This window comes from Streptomyces sp. NPDC091412 (assembly GCF_044756885.1).
GTDB lineage: Bacteria > Actinomycetota > Actinomycetes > Streptomycetales > Streptomycetaceae > Streptomyces.
This window is the reverse complement of the sequence record NZ_JBIVTV010000007.1, coordinates 19,460-42,369: the sequence shown is the minus strand read 5'-3', so window position 1 is coordinate 42,369 and position 22,910 is coordinate 19,460. Positions and strand designations below refer to the sequence as shown.

Below are 22,910 nucleotides of genomic sequence, written 5' to 3'. Positions count from 1 at the left end.
CGAAGGGCACACCCATGACCGAGACACCCCAGACGCCGCCGCACCGGCAGCCGGGCGTGCGCTACAAGAGGGACAAGGTCCAGCGGCCGGTGACGACCGTCATCGACGGCAAGCCGTCCACGCGGATGGTGACCGAAGAGGTGTGGGTCGCCCTGCCCCCGCGCGACTGGGACGAGATCATTCGGCGGGGCGCCGTGGCTGTGGCGATCGTCGTGACGCTCCTCGCCGCGGCCGGGACCGTGGCCAGCGTCGGCGGCCTGCTGTCCCGCATGCTGCACCCCGGCGTCAGCTATGCCACGGGAGCCGTCTTTACGGCGAGCTGGCTGGTGTGCTTGGGCATTGAACATATCGAGCGGGTGGACGCCGCCCGGGCCGCCCGGGCCCGCGGCGCCGGGTGGGCGATGCTCGTCGTCGGCATGGGCGCGGTCATCACCTACGGCGCCGTGCTCCACCAGCTCCCCGCCGGCATCATCGGCTCCTTCCTGGACGCGGCGGCCAAGGGCCTGTGGTGGCTGATCATGGGCCTGGACCGCGTGAAGCTGGACCCCGACGTCGCCCACTGGGTCGCCGACCAGGAGCAGCGGATGGCCGGCCGGTACCTGCTCGGGGTCCGCCTGGGCCGTCTCAACCGGCGGGCCGCCCAGCTCCATGGGGGTGGTTCGGAGTTCCAGGCTGCGGAGGCGATCCTGGCGAGCGCCGCCCAGCCTCAGCAACTCCCCGCTACGGACACGTCCGGACATGACCGCGAGGTGTCCGAGTCGGTGTCCGGACAGGCTGACGCCTCGTCCGCTCCGACCCCTCCGGCTGCCCCGGTGCCGCCCCCGGCTACCCCCACACCGCCCGCGCAGCCCGCCCCTCCGGCGGACGCCGGCGCGACCGGCAGCAGCCAGCAGCAGGGCGCCCAGGGCAAGGCCCTGCGGCCGGTCGGCCCGCCGTCCATCGCCCAGACCATCCGGGACGTCCTGTCCACCGATCCGAAGATCTCCGACGCCGACCTGATCGACCGCGTCAAGGCCGTCCATGGCGACGGCGGAGACCCGGTGAAGTTCGCTGCCACCGTCACCCGGACCCGGCACCGCATCGAGAAACCCCGCCCGAAGAGGACCGCCTGATGTCCAGTCTCCTGGCGCTCGGCGCCGCCGTGGTGATGGGCTTCCTGGTGTACGGGCTGGGCGACGGCCGTCACGCGCGCCGCCTCGGCATCGTCATCGCCGTCGTGGCCGTGGTGCTGCTCATGGCGGGAGTGCCCTGGTGAAGGGCACCGCCGTGCTGCTGGTGGCTGGGGTCGCCGCCTACTGGTGGTGGCGCTACCGCGGCCCCGGCCGTACCTCGAGCTACTGGTGGTGGCGCTACCGCGGCCCCGGCCGTACCTCGAGCATCCCCGGCCGTGGCGGCCGCATCACCGGGGCCGGCGCCTCGGCGGACGCCCACGCCCGGGAACTGCGCACGCCGTTAGTCCGCCTTGCCACGGCGGCCGGGATCCACACCCGTGCGGAGGCTCGCGCGAGGCGCTTCAAGATCGGAGCGGTGGGGGAGCGGTACGTCGCGGGACTGCTGGAGCCGATGATCGGCGAGGGGTGGGTGTTCCTGGCGGACCGCAGGCTGCCGCGCGGTAAGGCCAACGTGGACCTGCTGGGTTTCAGCCCGCGCGGCCTGGTCGTCGTCGTGGACCCCAAGAAGTGGGGCGGTTCTCGGCTGACGGTCCGTAACAACCGCCTCATGCACGGCGGCAAGGACGTGTCCGGTCGCCTCGGAGGCATGGACTACGAAGCGCGCACCGTGTCCAGCCTGCTTCGCGTCCCGGTCGTGCCGGTCGCCGCGATGGTCGGGCCGATGAAGCCCGGAACGAGCCTTCGCTTCCGCGGCATCCGCCTGGTCCCGGCCGAAGACGTCCCGGAGCTGCTGCGCGCTCTCGACCGCAAGTACCGGCCCACCGTCCCGGCCGCCCAGCTCGTCGCCGCCGCCCAGCGGCTGCTGCCGCCCAAGACCGGAAGGAAGACCGTCCGATGACCGCCGGACCCGACGAGAAGCAGCTGCTGCGCGTGATCCCGGGCGGAGCTACTGCCGGCCACTCGGTCGACACGAACGATCCCAGCGACGAGGAGTCGATCCGGGAGGACCTGCGCCGCATGGGCGTCGGCCCGGACGCCTACCCGCCCCGGCCGCCGTACCCGCCCACGGTGCCCGGACAGCCGGCCGCCGCCGACGCCGACCAGGCGCCGGGGGAGCAGGACACCGACGACCGGTCCGCCCCCGCTCGGGCGGCCAACGACCGGCTGCCGTTCTGGTACGAGCGGCGCAAGCCGGACCTGGCCGACCTGGGCCCGGCCGGTGGCGAGCCTGCCGCCGAGGAGTCCGAGCCCGTCGACGAGCAGCCCGACAACGACGAGCCGTCGAAGAAGCCGGAGGCCCGCGGCCCCCGCCGCTTCCTCCGCCGCGCCTCCAAGTCCCCGCGCCCCGCCGACAGCAAGGGCGACGACGGCGTCGATGAGGGCGTCGAGGGCGAGGACCATGTACCGGCCGGGCCGCGCTGGTCCCGGCCCCTCCTCGGACGGCCGCCCGGCCTGCCGCCCAAGCGCGACAACCTGTTCACCTGGTGGCGCAGCGTCGAGCCCCACATCAAGTGGGGTGCCTACCACGGCACCGGCCTGGCCGCAGGCGTCTACTTCGGCGTGGCAGAGCAGGGCTTTCGCGGAGCCGAGTTCGTCACCACCCACGACACAGGCAGCATCGACGTCCTCGCCACCTACGGCCTCCTCGCCATGGTGCTCCTCGTCGACTACCGCGTCCGCGACCTGCTCCCCCCGCTCGCCTGGGCCGTACGCGGCGTCAGCACCTCCCTGATCATCGGCGCCCTCTGGTACGGCGCCCCCCTCTCGCACTGACCGGGAGTCACCTGTGGCTATCCATCTCGGCATCGGCGGCCTGGCCGCCGCCCTGGCGCTGCTGCTCTGGTTCGGCACCACCCCGGGCGGCAAGGTCGGCCCCATGTCCTGGGGCTGGACGCTGTTCCTGGCCATGGTCGCCGGCTGTAGTTTCAAGGCGGCAGGGCCGCCGTTCTCGTGGATCTCCGACCTGATCAACGAGGGCCTGGCAGCGATCGGGGAATCGCTGCCCAAGATGACCGCAGCCGGTATGGCCGTGTGCCTGGTCGTCCTGCTGTGCTTCAAGAGGCTGACGCTGCGGCAGCTCGCCATGACCGGGATCGCCTTCTTCCTCGTCGCCTCCGGGGCAGGCGGCCCGTTCGGGCAGGTGGCCGCGTTCATCGAGCGGTTCGCCCAGCACTGGGCGTGATGGCTGATGACTACCGCCCTGCACCTGGTCCCCGACCCCGACGACGAGCACACCCCGCCGTCCGACACGGCGGGGGAGCAGCAGCCCACCCAGGCGGCCCCGGCCGCCGTCGAGGCGGAGCTGGAGGACGAGGAGCCCGCGCCCATGCGGGCCCTCGCCATGCCCGACCTGCGCCCCTACGCCAGCCTCGCGTGGATCCCGGCCGTCATCAATGCCGGTCTGGAGGCCAACCGCCGCTGGCGCAAGCAGGCGCCCGAACGCAAGGCCACCCGGCGCGCACGCAAGAAGGAGCGCCGCGCCGCTGGCGAGCCCCCCGGCCGCCGCAGGCTGTGGGCGATGGGCGCGGACTACCTGGCCGGTACCCGCATCCTGCTGGGCCACCTGGCCGCCTGGCTCGGGGGAGAGTACGGCCCCAAGGACATGAAGACGCCCGCCCGCCTGGCCGCGCTTGGGTTCGCCGGATACTGCGCCGTCCGCACCATCACCACCTGGCCCGTGTGGGGTCCGGTCGGCATCACCGTGGTGTGGTGCTGCGCGGCCCTCGGCGCCCTCCACCGGCAGCGCGCCGAGCAGGGCGAGAAGAAGCCGACCCGCGAGGCCGCCAAGGAGGAGGCAAAGCCCCGCGATCAGGCCCCCGTTGAGGGCGCCGAGCAGACCCCCACCGAGGCTGCTGCGGAGCCCCCCGCGGAGGACCCGCTGACGGCCTTGATCCGGGCTGAAATCGGGGCGGAAAACGGGGTGCATTTGGCCGACCTCCGGCCCGCCATGCGGGCCGCTCTCCCGACCCTCAGTCAGGCCACCGATGAGGAGCTGCGGGAGAGGCTGGTGCGGGCCGGCTGGGACCCCTCCAAGAAGTTCCGCGCGAGGGGGCGCGCGGGGAGGCAGGGAGTGCATCGAAATCAGCTCCCGCCGCTACCCTCCCCTGACGGCGGCCCAGGACCGGTCTCCGCGCCCGCTCTCCGCTGCGGAGACGCAGGTCAGAGGGCATCTGCGGAGAGCAGCGGAGAGCAGGCGGAGAGGGGCGGAGAGGGGAGCGAACGGCAATTCGACGTCCTCCCTGACCCCGAACGGGGCCCAAGCGCGTGGCGGATCGTCCACCATGGGGACACGTAGACCGTGAGGGAGAAGGCGGCGGCCATGCTCAGGAAGTACCGGTGCGACGACTGCGCGAGCACGTCGACGGTGTGTGTCACGGATGGTGTGCTTCTGCGGGAGGCTCGTCGGCATCGGATCCTCGCCCATGCCGGGCTGATCCCGGACGGTGAGCGAGTCATCGACGTGCCGGTGGCCAAGTTGCTCGACGTTCCGCGAGGGCAGGCCATCGCCACGGCGCTCCTGGCCGTGTTCCTGATCGTCGCGTTCCTCGTCCGCCTGAACTGACCCGGTGAGGGAAAGACGAGAGGGGCCGCACCCGTGTGTGGCCCCTCTTCCCGTTCTGGGTTACCGACGGGTGTTCGACGACAGTGGGGTACCCGGGAGCTGTCGTTCCACTGGCTGGAGCGACAGGGCAGGCGTTCCGGAAGAAGGCGACCGCAGTGAACTTCGTAGAACTCGCCGAGGACCCCGTTACCGACCTCATCGTGTGGTTCGCCATCATGGGCGCGATTCTGTTTGTGGCTCTTGCGACCATGCTGGTGAAGACCAGGCACCGTTGACCGTGCCGCGTTTCCGCAGGTCAGCGAATTCCTCCGGTAGCCCGTCCGTCTCGCCATCCTTCCCGGCCCTGTGGTCGTTACGTTTGTCGACCATAGGTTGACGAAACGGGAGGTATCGGGATGGCTGGGACAAGCGCGCTGGTGTGGGTGCTCCTCGGCGGCTGTGTCGTGGCGCTCGGCGTGTGCGTCGTCGGCGGCCTGGCCGTCGTCGTGCGCGGCAGGGTGGAGATCGCCCGCATCCACGCGGGCGCGACCGGCAAGCCCCGCAAGAGCTGACCTGGGTCGCCGCCAACTGGAGGCGGCGGCCGGCCTACTCCTCCTTCACGGGCGCCTTGTTCGGCTGCCGGTACGGCACGTCGTACTCGCGGGCGATCCGCCGGACCATTTCGACGTCCCAGGGGACCTCTGGCGCCTTGGCGAGCGCCGCCACGGGAAGGTCGGGGAACCGGATCAGCTCGTCGGCGACGGCCTTGCGGGCAGCTTGGCGAAGCTCCTGCTCGCGCTTGACGCTGTCCTCCCAGTCCCTGATGGCGGCTTTCAGTTCGGGGCTGGGCTCGTGTGGTGGGACCGGTGCAGGTCCGGGGCGCCTGGGCATGACGACATCGTTCCACAACCCGATTAGGCCAAACCGGATAGGTGACAGTGGCGCGCTGGATCGGGTGCGTGACCTGCGGCTTCTTAGAAGCCTCTTTGCCTAATTAATTCGGCCAACATGGTTAGCCCAAGATGTTTAGGTCAAGGATGGGTGAAGTACCACCTATCACCCAACAGGGAAGGAATCGGCACATGAGTGACAGTCCCACCCTCCGCGTCCACCGCTTCGCCTCCACTCAAGAGGCCTACGACGTCAGCCAGTGCTACGACGAGATCACGGACGGAGACGTCCTCGTCGTCGAGGGCGAGAAGGCCATCGCGGTCCTCATGGGCGCCTGGCCGGTCGCCATCACCGCCGGGCACGGCGAGTTCCACTCCGGCGCCATGGAGTCCGCCAGCAGCGTGAGCGGCAGCCGCTACGCCGGAAGCGTCGCCGTCGCCAAAGAGGTCGCCGACGAACTCGGCCTGACCATCGACGCGTACCACCTGGAGCCCGGCCCGGCCGTCCACCGCTTCGAGAGCAGCGCCGAAGCAGTCGCCGCGGCCGAGCGCGGCGACGTCGAGGAGGGCGCCGTCCTGGTGGTCGTCTTCGAGCGGGCCGCCGCGGTCTGGATGAACCGCCTGGCCGTCGCCCTCACCGCAGAGGCCGGCGCCTTCCAGCCGGTCGCCACCCTGCGCCGCCCGCCCCGCGAGTACGCGTGCGGCAAGTGGGCCGCCAGCGTCGACGCCGCCGAGCGGATCGCCCGTGAGTACCGGTACGAGCTGGCCGAGCCCGCCCCCGGCCACCAGCCCGGACAGCGGAGCGTCTGCCCGGACGGCGTCGTACGCACCGTCGAAGCCGCCACCGACAACCCGGCCGCCCTGGTCACGACGCTGACGATGGACGACGGCACCACCTTCCCCGCCCACAGCTGCGAGCTGGTCGACGCCGCCCGCGTGGCCGCCGCCAAGGCTGCCGCCCGGCAGGCCTCCGCCCGCATCGCCCACCGGCCCGACCCGCAGGACCCGGCATGGTGCAAGGCCGTGACCGACCTGGAAGACGCCCTCGGCTACCTGCGGCACGCCGACCCGGACGCCGCCGAGGAACTGATGGGCGGGCGCACCCGCCGGATCACCCTGGAGATCCCGCGGACCCTGGTCGCCAAGGGGGACATCCTGCACGGGTTCGGCGCCCGCCTGACCGTCCTCGACACCGACGTCACGGCCACGCCGGACGGGGACGCCGAATGGTGGGCCAAGGTCGAGGGCGTGACCACCGCCGACCGTCGGACCACCTACCGCGAGGCGTGGCGGGTGGCCATCGACCTCGGCACCGCGATGTGGGACATCGTCACCGTCGAGCGCGTCATCCCCGAGCCCCTCGCCTGAACCGCCGCAGGTCGCTGACCTGCGGCTTTCTTAGAAGTTCCTTTGCCTATTCAAAGTGGCCAACAAGGTTAGCCCAAGTTGATTAGGCCAAGGATGGCAGTAGTACCACCCACCACCGCCCCCCAAGGAGCTGCCATGCGCGCCACCAAGGTCACCACCACGGAACCCACCCGGTGCCTGAGGTGCCGCAGGCCGCTTCGCCGCCCCAGCCCGGACGGGTACGGACCGCGCTGTCGCCAGAAGATCCGCCGCACCGCCCGCGCCGACGTGACCCACCCGCAGTGGCAGGTCGCCAAAGCGGTCGAGCTGCTCGAACTGGGCGCCCTGGTGCCCCTCCGGCAGAACCGTGTCTTCCTCGTCGTCGCCGACGACGGCGAGGGCGTCTACCGCACCGCGGCCACCGGGCAGTGCAACTGCCCGGCCGGTCTGCGCTCCGTCCGCTGCTACCACTCGGTGGCCGCTCACCTGGTCGCCGCCGCATGACAGAGAAAGGAACCACCGTGGAACGCCTCACCCTGCTCCGCGCGGTCGCGCCCCAGTGGCCCGACCTGCCCGCCCCCGAACAGTGCGTGCCCGACCGCCGGCCGGTCCCGCCCGAGGAGTGGCCCCCGCTGGCCCTCACCTGGTGGGACATCAGGCCGACCGTCCTGTCCGCCGACAAGTACACCGGCTACCGCACCGAGAGCCTGCTGCAGGCCGACGGAGCCCCGGCGCCCGTCGCCCTCGTCTCCTGGGTGCCGGTGTCCGGCGCCCGCTACGGCCACGGCTGGCTGTGGCGCTGCCAGGTGCACGTCGTCGGCGCGCACTGCGACAGCGCCGGCTGCTGCAACTACGACTGCACGAAGACCGGCCGCTCCACCACCCGCGACGGTGCGCGAGACGCAGCCGAGGCCCACATTCGCGACACCCACGCGGACGCCGCGGTGCCGTACCGCTCGCGCCGCTTCCACGCCGTCCGCTCCTGGATCTGACCCGCACACGAGAGGAACGTCATGACTGCTACCGAGACCATCGTCACCGAGGCCGCCGCCCGCCGCCTCAACCTCCTCGCCCACGGCGCCCGCGAGGCCGCCGCCGATGCCGGACCGAAGGACGGGGACAAGCTGATCGCCGCCCTGGCGGAGTTGGGCATCCCTGCCTTCTTCGCGGAGGACTGCGGCGTCTCGTACGTCCTCGTCGGCGTCGACTGCACCACCGACGAGGGAGACGCGCACACCGGGCCGAAGGTGTTCCTGTACTCGGGGGAGAGCGCGGACCTGGAGCCCGAGGAGCACACCGAGCCGTGGACGGCCGCCCTGTACGACGGCACAGGCGAGTACATCGACCAGCTGTTCACCGTGGGGCTCGGGCTCGACCTCGACACGGAGTGCGCGCACGCCGCCCTGTACCTGACCGTGTGGCTCGCCGCCCACGCCGCCGACTACCCGCGCGCCGGGCAGGCCGCCGAGACCCTGGAGCCGGTGAGCGGCGCCCGGGCAGAGGAGCCCGGCGGCCCGGCCGAGGAGGAGCGGAAGCCGGGCGACACCGGCCGGGGTGCCGGCGAGGGTGTCGTCTACGGCAGGCTCCCCGGGGCTGGTGAGCGGGCTCCGGGCCGATCGGCGGCCGACGTCCTGTTCGGCGGACTGGCCCGCTGACCTGCGCTTTCTTAGAAGTTCCTTTGCCTAATAAATTTGGCCAATGAGGTTAGCCCAAGTTGATTAGGCAAAAAATGTAAGTAGCACCACTCACCGCCCACCAGCCGGGGCCCGGCCCGCTGCGAAGGCCGGGCCCCGCCCCCCACCAGACGAAGGGACACCGCCATGTTCACCGAGAAAGTCACCAGCGAGAGCGGCTCGGAGAGCCGCGGCACCGCCACCGAGGTCCACGCCCTCAGCCTGCTCCGCCGCAGCTACAACCGCGGCTACGCCATCACCGCCACCCGCGAGGGCGGCGCACTCATCCGCTGGCGCAAGGTCAACCCGGCCACCTCGTGCGCGCTGCGCTCCATCAGCCTGCGCCCGCACACCGAGGTCGGTGACCTGTCCGAGGAGACCCGGCGGAACCTCGCGGTGATCGACTCGGTGCGGGTCGCCCGCTACGCCCGCAGCATCGAGCGCCCCGGCTGCCGGATCATCGAGGCCGGAACGTACGAGATCCCGGTCGCGCAGACCGACGTGCTCACCGCGCACCGCCTGGTCGTCGCCGACCGAAACGGCCGACTGCGCCTGACCCTCTCGGCGCGGCTCGCCCAGATCGCCCAGGAGCACGCCAGCGTCATCGACCCGAGCGCGCCGGTCGTGACCTGCCTGTGCGGGTTCACCGTCCACGCCCGGAACGAGGAGAAGGCCGCCCAGTTGCAGCACGCCCACCAGGCCCGGGTCGGCGCCCTGTTCGTCGAGTCGCTGTCCGCCACCTTCACCGCGGCCGTCGCCGCCACCGCCTGACCGACCCACCTCTGTCCGGACAGTGTCCGCCCCGTTCAGCGGCTGTCCGGACACCGCTCCCCTTCTCCCAGGAGGTATCCATGCGGATCTCACAGACCACCCTCCGCGCCGTCTGCGCCACCGCAGCGACGTTCCTCCCCTCCGACCGGCAGCCCGCCGCCCCGCGCGACCTGATCCGCGCCGTGAGCGCTGCGGTCGAGCGGCGCCTGGAGGACGAGGACCTCACCCTCGGCGAGAAGTACTACGTCCGCGAGGCCGCCGTCGAAGCCGTGGGCCCGTGGTCGAACCGGTGGGCCCGCGCCGACCTCGCCAGCGAACTCTGCGACGTTGCCCGCGAAGGCCTCGACCTGACCGAGCTCGTCGGCGCCCCGTACGGGCTGGCCGCCGGCCGGATCTGGTGGCACGGAGCCTTCAGCGCCAGCCGCGTCATCCGGAGGCTGCACGGTCCGAGGTCCGGCCTGTCGTTCTGCGGCAGGCCGTGGGTGAACGTGTGGGTCGACGACGAGCACGCCGTGAACCCGCGCGTCCTGCGCGCCGAGTTCACGGGCGGTCGGCGGGACACGTCGGGACAGTGTCCGGTCAGGTCGGCGCCCCGCCTGGACAGCCTGTCCGGACGTGTCCGCATCCTGTCCTCACCTGCGATTTCCTCGGTCCTCCCCGGTACCTCAGGCGACCTCCAGCGTTGGACATAGTGGTTACCCACTAAGCACTCTGAAAGGAGCCCAGCGGATGAAGAACCTGCCCGCCCCCTCCTCCCCGACGGTTGCCATCGCGCGCGTCCTGCGCGGCCTCGGCCTCACCCAGGGCCGCGGCTGCGACTTCCGGGTCACCGGCGACTACCGCAACGGCGAACGCATCGGCACGTACGTCCTCCCCCTCACCCGCCACGCGGACGAGGTGATCGCCGGGCACGCCGACGAGATCGAGCGCCTGGGGAACGAGACCGGCTGGGCCGCAACGTCCCGGCTGGCTGGGTGCCCACTGCCGAGGAGGTCGCCGAGCACCGCCTGGACGCGGAGGTCGTCGCCGAGCTGCGCGCCGAGGCCGCGCGGCCCACGCCGAGGCCGGAGCTGCCGAAGGCGTCCCCGCTGCGGCCGGTCGAACTCCCCCCGCTCCCGGCCGCGCCGGACGAGACCGAGCAGCTCAGCCTGTTCGCCCCGGCCGCCGCGTGAGCCGCGACGCGCGAGCGCCCACCCGCCCTGCTCTGCAGGGGCCGGCGGGCGCTCGCCGTGCGAGGTCACGCAGTCTTGCGGGGCGCCTTGCTGCGGGTGTGGCCGCTGGCGATGTCGGACACGCGCTGCGGGGTCACCTCCAGGTGCGGCGCGAGCTCGTCCCGGTTGTGGCCCGAGTCGAGGAGACCGCGCACGGTCTTCTGCCGTTGGATGCGCAGCCACCGCTGCAAGTCGGGCACGGCATTGAGTGCGGCGGTGAGGGCCCTGGCCTGCTCGATGGTCGGCTCCGCTTCGAGGCCGGCGAGCGCGGCGAATGGCTCGGGGAGGGTGTTGTCCATGGGGACCAGAGTAGAGGGTACCCACTACGCACGTCACGCCGACGAGGCGGGCAGGCCGCTGACCTGCGATTTTCTGCGATTTCTTCCGGATTACCCGGTATCTCCAGGGTCGAATACGCGTTGGGCATAGTGAAGACCCACTAAACCCCACATCCTCAAAGGAGCCCGAAATGGACGCCAAGATCGCCCTCCAGTTCCTGAACATCCGCGCCAACGGCGAGTTCCAGGCCGCCGAGGACGCCCGCAAGAAGCTGGCGGACGCGTGCGCGATCAAGGGGTCCAACCTCACCCACCTGATGAACACCGCCCTGGTGGCCGACGCGAACGCGAAGCCCTGGGCCGACCTGTTCGTGCGCATCGAGCGCCACGGCGTCCGCGAAGGGCTGGCCAAGATGCGCCAGAAGGCGACGGAGGCCCTGGTGGACTTCGGGATCGCCCTCAGCACCAGCCTGGTCACCAACGCGGAGCGCCTCGCCGAACAGGACGGCCTGCGCCGCTTCCTGAGCAGCACCAACGGCATGGACATCGACGAGGACCAGGCCCCGGCCGAGGAGGCCGCCCCTGAGGTCGCGGCCCAGCCCGAGCCCGCGCCCGCCCCGGTGGAGGCCCCCAGGGTGACCCCGGCCCAGAAGCGGACCCTGGAGGCCATCCGGGACAACGGCGTCAAGCTCTCGGAGTTCAGGGTCGGCCAGACGCAAGTGTCGGTCGAGAGGGGCGAGAAGCCCCGCAAGGACATGGTCATGTGGGTGATCGAGCAGGGGTGGGCGCAGTGCGACACGAGCCGCTCGCTGTTCACCGGGCAGCGGGTGACCCTGACCAAGGCGGGCGAGGCGATCCTGGCCGGCTGACCGCCAGCCGCCCCGGCGGGGCCACCCGGCCCCGCCCACCCCCTCTGACCTGCAATTTCCTGCGATTTCTTCCGAATGACCCGGTACCTCCTGACCCGAACACGCGTTGGACATAGTGAAGACCCACTAAACCCCAACCCAAGGGAGCCGGAAATGGACGCCACCACCTCCTCCGCCATCTTCACCGCAGCGGCCACCGCCACCAGCTGGAAGAAGCTGAACACCGGCCTGGCCGCCACGGTCAGCCACGGCGGGTACGACTGGACAGTCCAGATCCCCCCGAGCGCGGAAGGCGCCAAGGCCGAGATCATCGCCTGCTCGGGCTACGGCGGCACCGAGTTCATGACCGTGCAGGCCACCTGGGGCCAGACGTTCGGAATCGTCGAGGCTGCCATGGCTGCCACCCGGCTCCCCTGAGCCCGCCCGGGCGGGGCCATCCGGCCTCGCCCACCCCATCTGACCTGCAATTTCCTGCGATTCCTCGCGGAACACCCGGAACTACATGGGTCGTACACGCGTTGGACATAGTGACGACCCACTAAACCCCCACTCCCCGGGAGGCCCCCATGCTCGCCACCACCATCTGCGAAGAGACCGAGCTGATCGCCGAGATCGGGGACGCCGAGGACGCCCTCGACCTCTCCCGGCGGCTCGCTCGCGAGAACGACGTCACTCGCGCGGTCGCCGTACGCAGGACGGTGAGCAGCGGGGTGCTCGACCGGGCCGCCCTCCGCCAGCTTGGCCTGGACATCGCCGAGGAAGCCACCCGCCAGCAGATGGCCGCCCAGCGCTCCTTCGCGGCCATCACCCGCGCGATGACCAACGGGGACGACGTCCTCGCCCGCGCGGCCCGCGAGGCCATGCGCCTGTTCTGACCGCTGCGCGCTGCCCGTAGTGGCCGCCCACCGCACCCCGTGAACGAGGAGGACCCCACCATGACCACCCAGCTCGCGCACACCAGGCCCGCCCAGACCATGAGCCCGCAGGACCGCGAGGACCTCGCCGAGGCCATCGGCAAGATCGCCGCGATCGCGGCCAAGTCCCTGCACGAGTCGTTCCCCCACCTGAGCCTGGACAGCCTCGTCGAGACCTTCACCCGGCCCAGCGCCGTCAACATGCTTGGCGCCCGCTACCTGTCCAGCCTCGACCGCGGCCTGAGCGCCGGCGAGGCCGCCGCCGAGGCCGGACCGCCCTGATCCGCGCGTGGGCCGACGCCCGCCTGGCCGCCCGCGCCCAACTCGACCGCGAGAAGACCGCCGCCTCCGCCTGACCACCACCGGGCGGGGCCACCGGGCCCCGCCCTCCCCAACCGCCCAGGAGGAACGCCAGATGGCAGAGATCACGATCACCCACACCCGAGCGGAAGGCACGATCCTCACCGGCTCCAGCAAGGGGGACGGCATCTTCGAGATCGTCAGAGAGTACGGCTTCTGGTTCTCCCGCTCCATCGAGGGCTTGTTCATCAAGCGGTCGCGCGACAAGGCAGCCGACACCTGGCGGATCAACCGGGCCGCCGAGGCCCTGCGGGCGGCCGGACACACCGTGACGGTCGAGATCAACGAGCGGGTGCGGCGGTCCTTCTCGGAGGCCGAAGCCGACCGTGAGGAGCGCGCTGAGGGCCGCGCCGAATGCTACGGCGACCGTGCGGGCCGGGCCGCCGCCTCCTCCGACGCCCGGCGCGGCGTGGCCGAGAACATCAGCCGGCGGTTCGAGTTCGGCCAGCCGATCCTCGTCGGCCACCACAGCGAGCGCCGCGCCCGCCGCGACCAGGAGCGCATCCACACCAACATGCGGAAGTCGATCGAGGACGGCGAGCGGTCGGCGTACTGGGCGGACCGGGCGAGGGCCGCCGCGAACTACGAGGCGTTCCGGAAGGACCCGTACCGGACCCTGCGTCGGCTGAAGAAGCTGCGCGCCGACCTCCGCCAGCAGGAGCGGTACGTTACGGAGGCCGCCGAGAAGGGCTGGGACGGCGAGCGGCACGAGGTGAACGTCCTCGACCTCCGCGAGGAGATCCAGCACTGGGAAGCGATCGTCGAGAAGGCCAAGGCCGACGGCGTGAAGATCTGGGGCCCGGACGACTTCGCGCCCGGCGACTACGTCCGCTACCTCGGCTCCTGGTACCAGGTGAAGCGGGTCAACCCGACGACGCTGAGCGTCGCGTGGAACCTGCGACTGGCCCCGAAGCAGGTAATGACACTGGAGGACGCCACCGACCGCGGACGGGTCTGGACGCACCCGGCGGACTACACAGAGGTGCGCGCCCGGTGTCCCGAGGCGGCCATGGACGCGTTCCTGGCTGAGGGGAAGGTGCCCGGCACGAAGCTGGCCGACGAGGCGTCCGAGGCCCAGTCGGCGAGCGCGGTACGCGAGGCGCAGGCCGCCAAGCCGAAGGCGGCGAAGCGAAGCGATCCGAAGGTGGCCAAGCGGGTGTTCGTCACCTGCGACCTGGGCGGCGAGGTGGCCGAGCTGGTGTGGCTGAACGGGAACAGCCGACCGCACAAGGACTTCACGCCGGAGCTGATCAAGCCTCCGGAGGGCGAGCGGTTCCACCGGGCGGTGTGGTCGAAGTCCCTCCAGGCCGAGATCACGAGGCTGCTCGCCAAGCGCGGCTACGTGTGCGGAGAGGAGGACTGGGCGGTATCCCGGGACCGCAGCGGCTTCGTCCGTGACGTCGTCCTCGCCCCGGCGGCGCCCGAGCCGCCCCAGGCGGAGGAGCCCGCCGCGGTGGTCGACGAGCAGCCGGCGGCGGAGCCCGCCATCGAGGAGCCCCCAGCGGGCGAGGCCGAGGCGCCTGCGGGGGAGGCCCCGGAGGCGCACGGAGAGAGCCCGGAGGAGAGCGGTAAAACGGCTCTGACCTGCGATTTCTCCGGAAACACCCGGAACCACGCGGGGCGTACACGCGTTGGTAATAGTGAAGACCCACTAACCCACCCCACCCAGGAGGACGCGATGACCGCCCCCATTGGAACTCGGCTCACCCGGAAAGAGCGCAAGGCGGCCCAGATGGCCGAGATGCGCGAGCGCGCCGCCCAGCGGCCGGACGTCGAGCGCACGCCCGAGCTGGACGCCGCATACCGGGCCTACGTGGACGAGGGCATCGCCATGGCGGACGGTTATTACGCTCCGCTCGACTTCCAGGCATGGGCCCACACCCTGGGGTCCGTCGAGGTCGCCGCGGCGGCGACCGAGAAGGCTGCGGCGGCCGACGTCGAAACGCCGGTCGACGAGCTGTCGGCGGAGCCCCCGGCCGAGGAGCCTGCGGCGGCCGAGGCTGAGGCGCCCACCGAGGAGCAGCCGACGGAGCCCGAGGAGTCCGCAGGGGAGGTCCCGGAGGGGAACGGAGAGACCCCGGAGGGGAGTGAAAAAACGGCTCTGACCTGCGATCTCTCCGGAAACACCCGGAACCACACGGGGCGTACACGCGTTGGTATTAGTGAAGACCCACTAAACCACCCCACCCAGGAGGTTCCGACCATGACCGCCACCACCACCCGCGCCCCCAAGACCGCCAAGGCCGCGAAGGCGGAGAAGGTGACGGCCGCCCCCCAGGTGAAGACCGTCCAGAAGGTCGTCCCGATCGACCGGATCGACCGCGACCCCTCCCAGCCGCGCAAGGTCTTCGACCAGGCCAAGCTGGAGGAGCTGGCCGGTTCCATCAAGGAACTGGGTCTGCTCCAGCCGGTCAGCCTGCGTTACATCCCCTCGACGAAGAGGTACGTGCTCATCGCAGGTGAGCGCCGGTGGAGGGCGTCCAAGCTGGCAGGTCTCACCGAGATGCCCGCGGTCGTCAACCACGGCATCGAGGACGGCAGCCGCGAGACCCTCGCCCGCCAGGTCGCCGAGAACGTCGGCCGCGCGGACATGACCCCGATCGAGGAGGCCGAGAGCTTCCAGCGGCTGGTCGAGGCCAACTACACGATCGACGAGGTGGCCAAGATGGTCGGCAAGTCCGCCGCCTACGTCGGCTGGCGGATCGACCTCCTGCGCCTGTGCGAGCCCGCCCGTGAGGCCCTGGGCAAGGGGCACCTCCCGGTCGGCCTCTCGTGGTACGTGTCCCTGCTGAACTGCGACAACCAGATGCGGTTCCTCACCCGGTACGCCCGAGGCGAGTTCAAGAGCACGCGGGACGCGGAGGCGTTCGCGCAGGCGGCCCGCGCGGAGGAGAAGCGGCAGGAGGAGCAGGGCAGCTTCTTCGTCCTGGCTGACGAGGTGGCCGGCGGCAAGGACGGTCAGGACGCCATCCCCGGCTCGCTCGACCTCCCCGAGAGCGAGCGCGAGCGGATCGTCAGCGACCGGAACGCGCTGGTCAAGAAGATCGACCGGCTGAGCCAGGCCGGAGAGATCCTGTCCGAGCTGGCCAGCGCCGACCCCGAGCAGCTCGCCCTCCTGCTCGCCGGTACGCCCGGCGGCGTCCCCGGTCACCAGATGCGCATCGAGCACCTGCGGGAGCTGACGCTGCGCGCCCACAAGAACCTCCGTCAGGCCCAGGCGATCGCGGCGGTCCGTGCGAGCAGCATCGAGATCAACCCGGAGGCCGCCGCCTCGTCCGTCGCCTAGATAGTGGGTAGCCACTAGCGCCCCGCCCGGAAGGGCGGGGCGCCCCCTGCCCCGCTCAGCGGAGTAAGCGGAGCCCCCCTCCCAACCCCCCAGCCCCGGCCACGCGGCGGTCACAGCGGCCCCCACGCCATCCCCGCCGGCGGCCCCCCGACCGAAGGCACCATCCCACCCGATCAGCGAACACCAGGAGGCAAACCATGATCTTCCCGACCGACGTCCTCACCGTCCTCACCGACCAGCGCACGGAGATCCAGCACGACCAGGTGCGCATCCCGTTCGAACTCGACCGGCCGGTGTACGAGCAAGTGGACAAGGTGCTCAAGGAGATGGGCGGCCGATGGGACGGCCGGAAGAAGGTCCGGGCGCACGTCTTCGCGTACCGGATCGAGGAGTTCATGCGCCAGTGCCTCGCGGCCGGTGAGTACCCGTCCCGGTACGACCAGGGCTGGTACGCCACCCCGCCCGCGCTCGTCACGCAGATCGTGGACCAGGCCGGGATCAGGGCCGGGGACACCGTGCTCGAACCGTCGGCGGGCGCGGGCGCGATGACCGCCGACATCGCCAGCCGCGGCGGCGTGGTCGACGCCGTGGAGCTGGACGAGCGGCGCGCGGAGATCCTCCGCGCCCAGGGCGACTGCCGGAAGGTGCAGAACGCCGACTTCCTCGCCCTCGACCCGCTCGACATCGAGGAGGGCTACGACCGGATCGTGATGAACCCCCCGTTCAACAACGGGCTGGACCACATCCTCCACGCGGTCGGGTTCATGAAGGACGACGGCATCCTCGTCGCCGTCATGAGCCAAGGGCTGATGTGGTGGAGCGACCGGAAGACGACCGACTTCCGCGAGGTGGTCGAAGAGGTCGGCGGCGAGATCGAGAAGCTGCCCGAGGACTCGTTCGCGGTCTCCGGGACCAACGTCCGCACCTGCCTGCTGTTCCTGCCGGGCTACGCCGGGAGCCGGCTGCGCACGCACGACTGGCTGCTGCGCCAGCCGCGCCAGCTCGACCTGTTCGACGTCGCGGCCTGAGCCGCTGACCTGCGCTTTTCTCGAAACCCCTGGGGGTCTCCCCGGAACCACAGTGGGTATCCACGCGTTGAACATAGTGGGCACTCACTACACCCCCCCATGTCAGTCGAAGGAGGCCCTGCAGGATGAACCAACCCAATCCCGTCCAGAGAGGACGAAAGACCCATGAGTGACCTCCGCGTCGCCACCTGCACGTTCCAGGAGTTCCAGCCCGCCATGGGCACCCCGGTGCGCACCACCGCAGGCCACCCCCGGTTCCGCCTCCCGTACCAGCTCGGCGGACACGCGAAGCTCGTCACCCCGCCCTGGCCGCTGGTCCGCGCGGGCCTCGCAGAGGACGCCTACGAGTTCCAGTACCGGCGCATGCTCACCGAGGCCGGGATCGACGCCATCCGCGAGGAGCTGCTCGGAATCGCCGGAGCCAACGACCTGGACGCCCCGGTCGTCCTCCTCTGCTTCGACAAGCTCGGAGTGGAAGGCAACTGGTGCCACCGCTCAATGGCCGCCAAGTGGTGGACCGAGCAGACCGGCGAGCTGGTCCCCGAACTGGGCGCCGTAGCGCGCGCCCGCAAGCCCGAGCCCACCCTGTTCGACTTCTAGCCCTCACCCACGACGGCCCCCGGGGCGGACACCCGCCCGCCCCGGGGCCGACCCATGCTCGAACGGAGAGAACCACCATGCGCCACCAGATGATCGCCAGCCGCGTCTCCCTCGACGACATCCTCGGGCCCTACGACTGCCAGCTGGACCCGACCAACCGGTGGAACGGCTGGATGAGCCCGTACTTCACCCTGGACGTCGCCCGAGAGCTGTCCGCCCAGACGCTCCGCGAGGCCGACGAGTACGGCTACGACTGCTACGACACGATCCACGTCATCGACGGCCGCGCGGACAGCCGGGACACCGTCCACATCCTCGCCAGCGACATCAAGCGCAACACGGACGACGAGGACGAGGACGGCGACCGCGAACCGCTCGCGGTCGCCGTCCGCATCAACTGGCGGGACCTGGACCAGGGAGCCGAGCAGGCCACCACGATCGCCGTCGCCACCCGGGCCGCCCGCAAGGCAGCGCGCCGGCGGAAGCCCAACGGCAAGGGCGCGAACCGCACGGTCGTCGTCCACGTCCGCTGGCAGTGGGTGGACGAAGGCGAAGCAGCCGCCGACGTCATCGAGCCCAACCGCAACGGCCTGTACGGCATCGGCGGCTGGGAGTGGACCTGGAGCTGCGAGGTCTGGTGGTGCCCCCGCTGCGGCGGCCACCAGGACTGGCACGAGACCGACTGCCTGTGCGGCCTCACCCGCCCGGCGACACCGCTCGGGATCGCCACCTGGACCGCCGGGGCCGTCCTGCACGACCGGGTGCCCGAGGCGACATCGGCCCTCGTCGACCTCACCAACTCGGCCCGGGTCTGCGCGGTGTTCGCCGACGAGCGCGAGATCGACACGGCCGACGACACCGGCCCGTTCGACACCGAGACGCTCGGCACCGCGGACCGGGCCCTCCGCCGAGGCTTCGACCACGTCACGCCCGCCGACCTCGCCGCGGCCGGATGGGAGCACGTCCCGGACGAGCAGTCCGCCCAGCTCTACCGGATCACCTTCCCGGCCGCCCGCCAGTAGCCCCGCCCACCTCCACCACGCCAGACAGAAACGAGGACGTCACATGACCGACCAGACCCCCACACGCCCGGCCTACACGATCCCCGACGGCCTGAGCGCGGCAGCCCACGCCGCCCTGCAGGCCGCCGAGACCGCGCACGACCAGCTCGGCCGCGCCATGGCTGCCGTGACCGCCGCGGCGGTGCGCGACATCCTGACCGGCAGCAAGCCCGACGCCCCGTTCGACGCGGGCCGGGTCGAGCTGGTCGAAGGAGAGGACGGCTCGCTGTTCCCCACCGGCCGGTACTGGACGGTAGACGGCGACGAGCGCACCTTCACCGAAGCCGTCGGCGAGAACGAGGCCGGGAACGGCGTACACGACATGAGCGAGTGGACGGTCTACCTGGACGACCGCACGCGCGACGCCTGGTACCCGCTGTGCACCAAGCTGCCCGACCAGGACGGCCACCCCGCCTACGCCCTCGACCTCATCCGGGCCGCCGCCCTCCTCGACGACCGCGCCGGCGGGCAGAGCGCAATGGTCGAGGTCCTGGTGTGCGCGAACGACCGCGACCGCTACCCGGCCATGGTCGACCCCGCCGACCAGAGCGACGACGGGTACGTGCGGCCCTGGTTCGACCTCGACACCGTCCGGCGGATCGCGGACGACACCCAAGCCGCCGCCGAGCGGCACGGGCACGGCTCGATCGACACGGTGCACGTCCTGGACGGCACAGTCGGCCGCCAGGCGCACGCGGTCGTGCTGGTCATCTGCTGGATGTACCTCGGCGGCGAACGGCGCCAGCAGGCGGTCGAGGTCCTCCAGCCGAACGCGCACGGCCGGTACGCGGTCGGCGGCCATGACTGGTGCTGGTACGCGCTGGATGACCTGCTGAACCCGCAGATCCCGTTCCAGCCGACGGCAGCCTCGTAGCAGCCCCGCACCCGCTCTGACCTGCGGATTCATAGAAGTTTCTTTGCCTACACTGCTCGGCCAAAAAGGTTAGGCCAAGCGGTGTAGGCCAAGGATGGAAGTAGATCAACTCCACACCACACAGCCCCCTGACCAGCAAAGGAGCGCCCTGTGCCCTACATCGACTCCACCTCCCGCCAGTGGGCGGCAGCCTCCGCCGAGGCCAAGGCCCCCCGGCGCGTCCGCGCCTACAAGCACGACGGCGGCGACCTCAGCCTCATGGACTGGTTCTGCGCGGACACCGAGACTGAGATCCTGACCGCCCGTGGATGGCGGCGCTACGACCGGGTGGCGGTCGGCGACCTGGTGGCCAGCCTCGACCTGACGGACGGTCGCGCGCGCTGGGTGCCGATCCAGAGGATGAACGTTTTCGAGGTGACCGACGCGAAGATGCTGAGAGTCGAAGGCAAGACGCTCTCGGCACTGGTGACGGCCGGTCACCGCTGGCCGGTCCGACAGCGCGTGGGCACGCGAACCGGACGTCAGAAGGTCTGGCAGGTCCGGACCTCCGACCAGCTCACCCTGGAATCGTCGGTCGTTCACCGCGCTCCCTTCGAGACCCCGACGGACAGCAGCCAGCCCGATGCGCTCGTTGAGCTGGTCGGCTGGGCATGGACCGAAGGCCACTACCGCGAGAGCGGCGGGCTTCACATCTCCCAGTCCCCGTCGGTGAACCCCGAGAAGTGCGAGCGGATCGAGCGGGCGCTGACCACGCTCTACGGCCCGCCGATGGGCCGCGCTGGCCGGCGGCGCGGCCAGCCCGCCTGGAACGTCGGAACGTACGAGGGGACCAGGTACTGGCGACTGAACGGCGCCGCCGCGGCCCCCATCCTGGCTGCCGCTCCTGACCACGTCCTGGACTCGGCCTGGCTGCTCACCCTCACGCAGGACCAACTCGACCTGCTGATCGAGGCGTCGATGCTGGCGGACGGGACGACCCGTGTGCGCAACGGAGTGCGAGAATCGCACCTCTCGCAGAACCGGAAGGACCGCGCGGAAGGGTTCCAGTTCGCTGCCACGCTTGCTGGCCGGGGGACATCGATCCACCGGCGGGAGTTCCAGTACAAGGGCAAGGCCTACCCGATGTGGCGGGTGTCGCTCCTGGAGCGAGTCACCGCCAAGCCGCTCCGCCAGGCCGTTGCTGAGTGGACCACCTACACCGGCACCGTCTGGTGCCCCACGGTCGAGCACGGCACGTGGCTCTGTCGGCGCAACGGCCTGGTCCACTGGACCGGGAACTGCGGAGCCGGCGGCAGCGGCCAAGGCGCAGAAGCCGTCCCGTTCCTGCGAGTGGCCCGCGCGGCGAACCACTGGAAGCAGGCCATCAAGACCCACCAGTTCAACTTCCCGGGCGTCGCGCACTACATGGGCGACATCCGCAAGGCCCCGGTCTGGGCCTGGCCGATCACCGACGTCCACTGGTCTAGTCCTGAGTGCACCAATTGGTCTATTGCCAAGGGGAAAAAGCGGTCGTTCGCCAAGGCCGTGCAGGGCGATCTCCTCAGCCTCTACGCGGACATGGAGGAGGAGCGCTTCAAGACCGCCGACCAGGAGGACGACAACGAGCCGACCGAAGAGGAGGAGGCCAGCCGGGCGCTGATGGAAGAGGTGCCCCTGTACCTGCGAGGCGTGATTGAACGAGGCGGCCTCATCAAGGCCGGGGTGGTCGAGAACGTCACCGACGTCCGCGCGTGGACCGAATGGGACCGGTGGCTGAAGGAGTTCCACAAGCTGGGCTACCGCACGAAGGTGATCGCCCTCAACTCGATGCACGCCGACCCGAGGTCGGTGCACCGCGCCCCGCAGTCCCGCGACCGGCTGTACGTCGCCTACTGGCACAAGAGCCTCGGCCGCACGCCCGACTGGGACAAGTGGCTGCGCCCCAAGGCGTACTGCGCGAACTGCGACGAGATGGTCTCCGCTCTCCAGGTCTTCCGGAAGCCCGGCAAGGACATGGGCCGCTACGGGTCGAGCTACGACTACCGGTGCCCGCGCAAGAGCTGCCGGGCGCTCGTTGAGCCCGACGTCCTCCCGGCCGCCGCGGCGATCGACTGGTCCATCAAGGGCACGCCGATCGGCTCGCGCCCGAAGTCGAAGGACTGCCCAGAGGGTCTCGCCCCGAACACGATGGCCCGCATCCGTGCTGGTGTCCGCAAGTACTGGCCACTGCCCGGCGCGCAGGTCGGCCAGGAGGCCCTGTTCGACGACCAGCCCGACGCCGACCGGATCGCCCCGTTCCTCGTCCCGACCGGCGGGACCTGGCGCAACGGCCCGGCCAGCGTCGACGACCCGATGTCGACCCGGACGACGGTCGAGAGTGACGCCCTGGTCGTGCCCCCGATCCTGATTCCCTGCGAAGGCCGCGACGGCAAGAAGGCCATGCCGGTCGATGAGCCCCTGCGCACCCAGACCGCCCGGAACGAGACGGCGATCGCCTACGTCCCGTTCGTGGTCCCCATGCGCGGCGGCGGCGACAAGGAGAAGGCCCGGCACATCGGCCACCCGGTCCACACCGTGTCGGCCGGCGGCAACCACCACGGCCTGGTCATGGCACCCCGCCCGCTGATCATGCGGAACAACACCCCGAACGGTGACCCCGCCCAGATGGTCACCGGCGCCGACGAGCCACTCCGGACCATGACGGCCACCGGCCACCAGTCGCTGATCACGTCGGACCCCCTGCTCGTCCCGTACTACGGCAGCGGCCAGGCGCGACCGACCTCCGAGCCGGTCGGCGCCCTGCCCACCCGCGACCGGTACGCCCTCCTCGATGCCAACGGCGAGTACGACCTGTCGAAGGTGCTGTTCCGGATGCTCCAGCCCAAGGAGATCCAGCGGGCGATGGCCTTCGCGGACAAATACAAGATCCTCGGCAGCAAGCGCGACCAGGTAAGGCAGCTTGGGAACGCGGTCACCCCGAACGCGGCCGAGGTGCTGCTGTGCGCGCTGGTCGAGTGCATCACGGGCGAGCCCATCGACCGCTACGCGATGGCCGCCTGACCTGCACTTTCCTCGAAAACCTCCCGGGTCAACCCGGAACCCCACGGGTAGTCACG

At 71.0% G+C, this 22,910-nt stretch carries 27 protein-coding genes; 25 read left to right on the top strand and 2 right to left on the bottom strand.

Translation table 11 applies throughout. The annotated features are described in order from the left end of the window. The first annotated feature begins 14 nt into the window (after positions 1 to 14). The 8 genes from ACIQMV_RS19270 (at position 15) to ACIQMV_RS19235 (ending at position 5,225) form a co-directional block, all read left to right on the top strand. The gene (locus tag ACIQMV_RS19270; RefSeq protein ID WP_402594092.1) at positions 15 to 1,112 is read left to right on the top strand and encodes a hypothetical protein; all 1,098 of its coding nucleotides are present in this window, start codon (positions 15 to 17) and stop codon (positions 1,110 to 1,112) included. Next, a complete protein-coding gene (locus ACIQMV_RS19265) occupies positions 1,112 to 1,255 on the top strand; it encodes a hypothetical protein (protein ID WP_402594090.1) in 144 nt (47 codons plus the stop codon). The genes ACIQMV_RS19270 and ACIQMV_RS19265 overlap by 1 nt, the downstream gene beginning before the upstream one ends. Next, positions 1,252 to 2,010 carry a nuclease-related domain-containing protein gene (locus tag ACIQMV_RS19260; RefSeq protein ID WP_402594089.1) on the top strand — a complete coding sequence of 253 codons (759 nt, stop codon included), beginning with the start codon at positions 1,252 to 1,254 and terminating at the stop codon, positions 2,008 to 2,010. The genes ACIQMV_RS19265 and ACIQMV_RS19260 overlap by 4 nt, the downstream gene beginning before the upstream one ends. Further along, positions 2,007 to 2,885 (top strand): hypothetical protein, encoded by an 879-nt coding sequence (locus ACIQMV_RS19255; RefSeq protein WP_402594087.1) that lies wholly within the window; start codon positions 2,007 to 2,009, stop codon positions 2,883 to 2,885. The genes ACIQMV_RS19260 and ACIQMV_RS19255 overlap by 4 nt, the downstream gene beginning before the upstream one ends. A gap of 13 nt (positions 2,886 to 2,898) precedes the next feature. Beyond that, positions 2,899 to 3,294 carry a hypothetical protein gene (locus tag ACIQMV_RS19250; protein ID WP_402594086.1) on the top strand — a complete coding sequence of 132 codons (396 nt, stop codon included), beginning with the start codon at positions 2,899 to 2,901 and terminating at the stop codon, positions 3,292 to 3,294. A gap of 6 nt (positions 3,295 to 3,300) precedes the next feature. Then, positions 3,301 to 4,407: a hypothetical protein gene (locus tag ACIQMV_RS19245; protein WP_402594084.1), complete on the top strand. Its 1,107-nt coding sequence runs from the start codon at positions 3,301 to 3,303 to the stop codon at positions 4,405 to 4,407. Positions 4,408 to 4,431: 24 nt separating this feature from the next. Beyond that, positions 4,432 to 4,674 (top strand): hypothetical protein, encoded by a 243-nt coding sequence (locus ACIQMV_RS19240; protein WP_402594082.1) that lies wholly within the window; start codon positions 4,432 to 4,434, stop codon positions 4,672 to 4,674. Positions 4,675 to 5,069: 395 nt separating this feature from the next. Next, on the top strand, positions 5,070 to 5,225 hold the full coding sequence (locus ACIQMV_RS19235; protein ID WP_402594081.1) for a hypothetical protein: 156 nt from the start codon (positions 5,070 to 5,072) through the stop codon (positions 5,223 to 5,225). Between the two features lie 34 nt (positions 5,226 to 5,259). Here the strand turns inward: ACIQMV_RS19235 and ACIQMV_RS19230 are convergent, their stop codons facing one another. Next, positions 5,260 to 5,544, bottom strand: a complete 285-nt coding sequence (locus ACIQMV_RS19230) for a hypothetical protein (protein WP_402594079.1) — start codon at positions 5,542 to 5,544, stop codon at positions 5,260 to 5,262. A 191-nt stretch (positions 5,545 to 5,735) separates the two neighbouring features. On the opposite strand from ACIQMV_RS19230, the gene ACIQMV_RS19225 reads away from it, so the two are divergent. The 7 genes from ACIQMV_RS19225 (at position 5,736) to ACIQMV_RS19195 (ending at position 10,506) form a co-directional block, all read left to right on the top strand. Further along, positions 5,736 to 6,911: a hypothetical protein gene (locus tag ACIQMV_RS19225; protein ID WP_402594077.1), complete on the top strand. Its 1,176-nt coding sequence runs from the start codon at positions 5,736 to 5,738 to the stop codon at positions 6,909 to 6,911. A gap of 135 nt (positions 6,912 to 7,046) precedes the next feature. Next, positions 7,047 to 7,394 (top strand): hypothetical protein, encoded by a 348-nt coding sequence (locus tag ACIQMV_RS19220; RefSeq protein ID WP_402594076.1) that lies wholly within the window; start codon positions 7,047 to 7,049, stop codon positions 7,392 to 7,394. 17 nt (positions 7,395 to 7,411) lie between these two features. Next, positions 7,412 to 7,882, top strand: a complete 471-nt coding sequence (locus ACIQMV_RS19215) for a hypothetical protein (protein WP_402594074.1) — start codon at positions 7,412 to 7,414, stop codon at positions 7,880 to 7,882. Positions 7,883 to 7,903: 21 nt separating this feature from the next. Then, complete coding sequence (locus ACIQMV_RS19210; protein WP_402594072.1) at positions 7,904 to 8,545, top strand: hypothetical protein; 642 nt, start codon at positions 7,904 to 7,906, stop codon at positions 8,543 to 8,545. Positions 8,546 to 8,710: 165 nt separating this feature from the next. Continuing rightward, positions 8,711 to 9,334 (top strand): hypothetical protein, encoded by a 624-nt coding sequence (locus ACIQMV_RS19205; RefSeq protein WP_402594070.1) that lies wholly within the window; start codon positions 8,711 to 8,713, stop codon positions 9,332 to 9,334. An 80-nt stretch (positions 9,335 to 9,414) separates the two neighbouring features. Beyond that, a complete protein-coding gene (locus ACIQMV_RS19200; protein ID WP_402594068.1) occupies positions 9,415 to 10,026 on the top strand; it encodes a hypothetical protein in 612 nt (203 codons plus the stop codon). A gap of 282 nt (positions 10,027 to 10,308) precedes the next feature. Continuing rightward, a complete protein-coding gene (locus ACIQMV_RS19195; RefSeq protein WP_402594066.1) occupies positions 10,309 to 10,506 on the top strand; it encodes a hypothetical protein in 198 nt (65 codons plus the stop codon). Positions 10,507 to 10,571: 65 nt separating this feature from the next. On the opposite strand, the gene ACIQMV_RS19190 is transcribed toward ACIQMV_RS19195, so the two are convergent. After that, positions 10,572 to 10,844 (bottom strand): sigma-70 family RNA polymerase sigma factor, encoded by a 273-nt coding sequence (locus tag ACIQMV_RS19190; protein ID WP_376607679.1) that lies wholly within the window; start codon positions 10,842 to 10,844, stop codon positions 10,572 to 10,574. 170 nt (positions 10,845 to 11,014) lie between these two features. On the opposite strand from ACIQMV_RS19190, the gene ACIQMV_RS19185 reads away from it, so the two are divergent. From ACIQMV_RS19185 to ACIQMV_RS19140, 10 genes are all read left to right on the top strand, one after another. Beyond that, positions 11,015 to 11,692, top strand: a complete 678-nt coding sequence (locus tag ACIQMV_RS19185; protein ID WP_402594064.1) for a hypothetical protein — start codon at positions 11,015 to 11,017, stop codon at positions 11,690 to 11,692. Between the two features lie 153 nt (positions 11,693 to 11,845). Beyond that, a complete protein-coding gene (locus tag ACIQMV_RS19180) occupies positions 11,846 to 12,109 on the top strand; it encodes a hypothetical protein (RefSeq protein ID WP_402594063.1) in 264 nt (87 codons plus the stop codon). Positions 12,110 to 12,258: 149 nt separating this feature from the next. Beyond that, positions 12,259 to 12,567 (top strand): hypothetical protein, encoded by a 309-nt coding sequence (locus ACIQMV_RS19175; RefSeq protein WP_402594061.1) that lies wholly within the window; start codon positions 12,259 to 12,261, stop codon positions 12,565 to 12,567. Positions 12,568 to 12,627: 60 nt separating this feature from the next. Next, positions 12,628 to 12,888 (top strand): hypothetical protein, encoded by a 261-nt coding sequence (locus ACIQMV_RS19170; RefSeq protein WP_402594059.1) that lies wholly within the window; start codon positions 12,628 to 12,630, stop codon positions 12,886 to 12,888. A 133-nt stretch (positions 12,889 to 13,021) separates the two neighbouring features. Further along, complete coding sequence (locus ACIQMV_RS19165; protein WP_402594057.1) at positions 13,022 to 16,252, top strand: ParB/RepB/Spo0J family partition protein; 3,231 nt, start codon at positions 13,022 to 13,024, stop codon at positions 16,250 to 16,252. A gap of 197 nt (positions 16,253 to 16,449) precedes the next feature. Next, complete coding sequence (locus tag ACIQMV_RS19160) at positions 16,450 to 17,280, top strand: rRNA adenine N-6-methyltransferase family protein (RefSeq protein WP_402594055.1); 831 nt, start codon at positions 16,450 to 16,452, stop codon at positions 17,278 to 17,280. A 165-nt stretch (positions 17,281 to 17,445) separates the two neighbouring features. Further along, entirely contained in the window at positions 17,446 to 17,880 is a 435-nt protein-coding gene (locus tag ACIQMV_RS19155; protein ID WP_402594053.1) for a hypothetical protein, read from the top strand. Between the two features lie 77 nt (positions 17,881 to 17,957). Beyond that, on the top strand, positions 17,958 to 18,902 hold the full coding sequence (locus ACIQMV_RS19150; protein ID WP_402594051.1) for a hypothetical protein: 945 nt from the start codon (positions 17,958 to 17,960) through the stop codon (positions 18,900 to 18,902). Positions 18,903 to 18,945: 43 nt separating this feature from the next. Next, a complete protein-coding gene (locus ACIQMV_RS19145; protein ID WP_402594049.1) occupies positions 18,946 to 19,815 on the top strand; it encodes a hypothetical protein in 870 nt (289 codons plus the stop codon). A 150-nt stretch (positions 19,816 to 19,965) separates the two neighbouring features. Further along, complete coding sequence (locus ACIQMV_RS19140) at positions 19,966 to 22,854, top strand: DNA cytosine methyltransferase (RefSeq protein WP_402594047.1); 2,889 nt, start codon at positions 19,966 to 19,968, stop codon at positions 22,852 to 22,854. Positions 22,855 to 22,910: the final 56 nt, after the last annotated feature.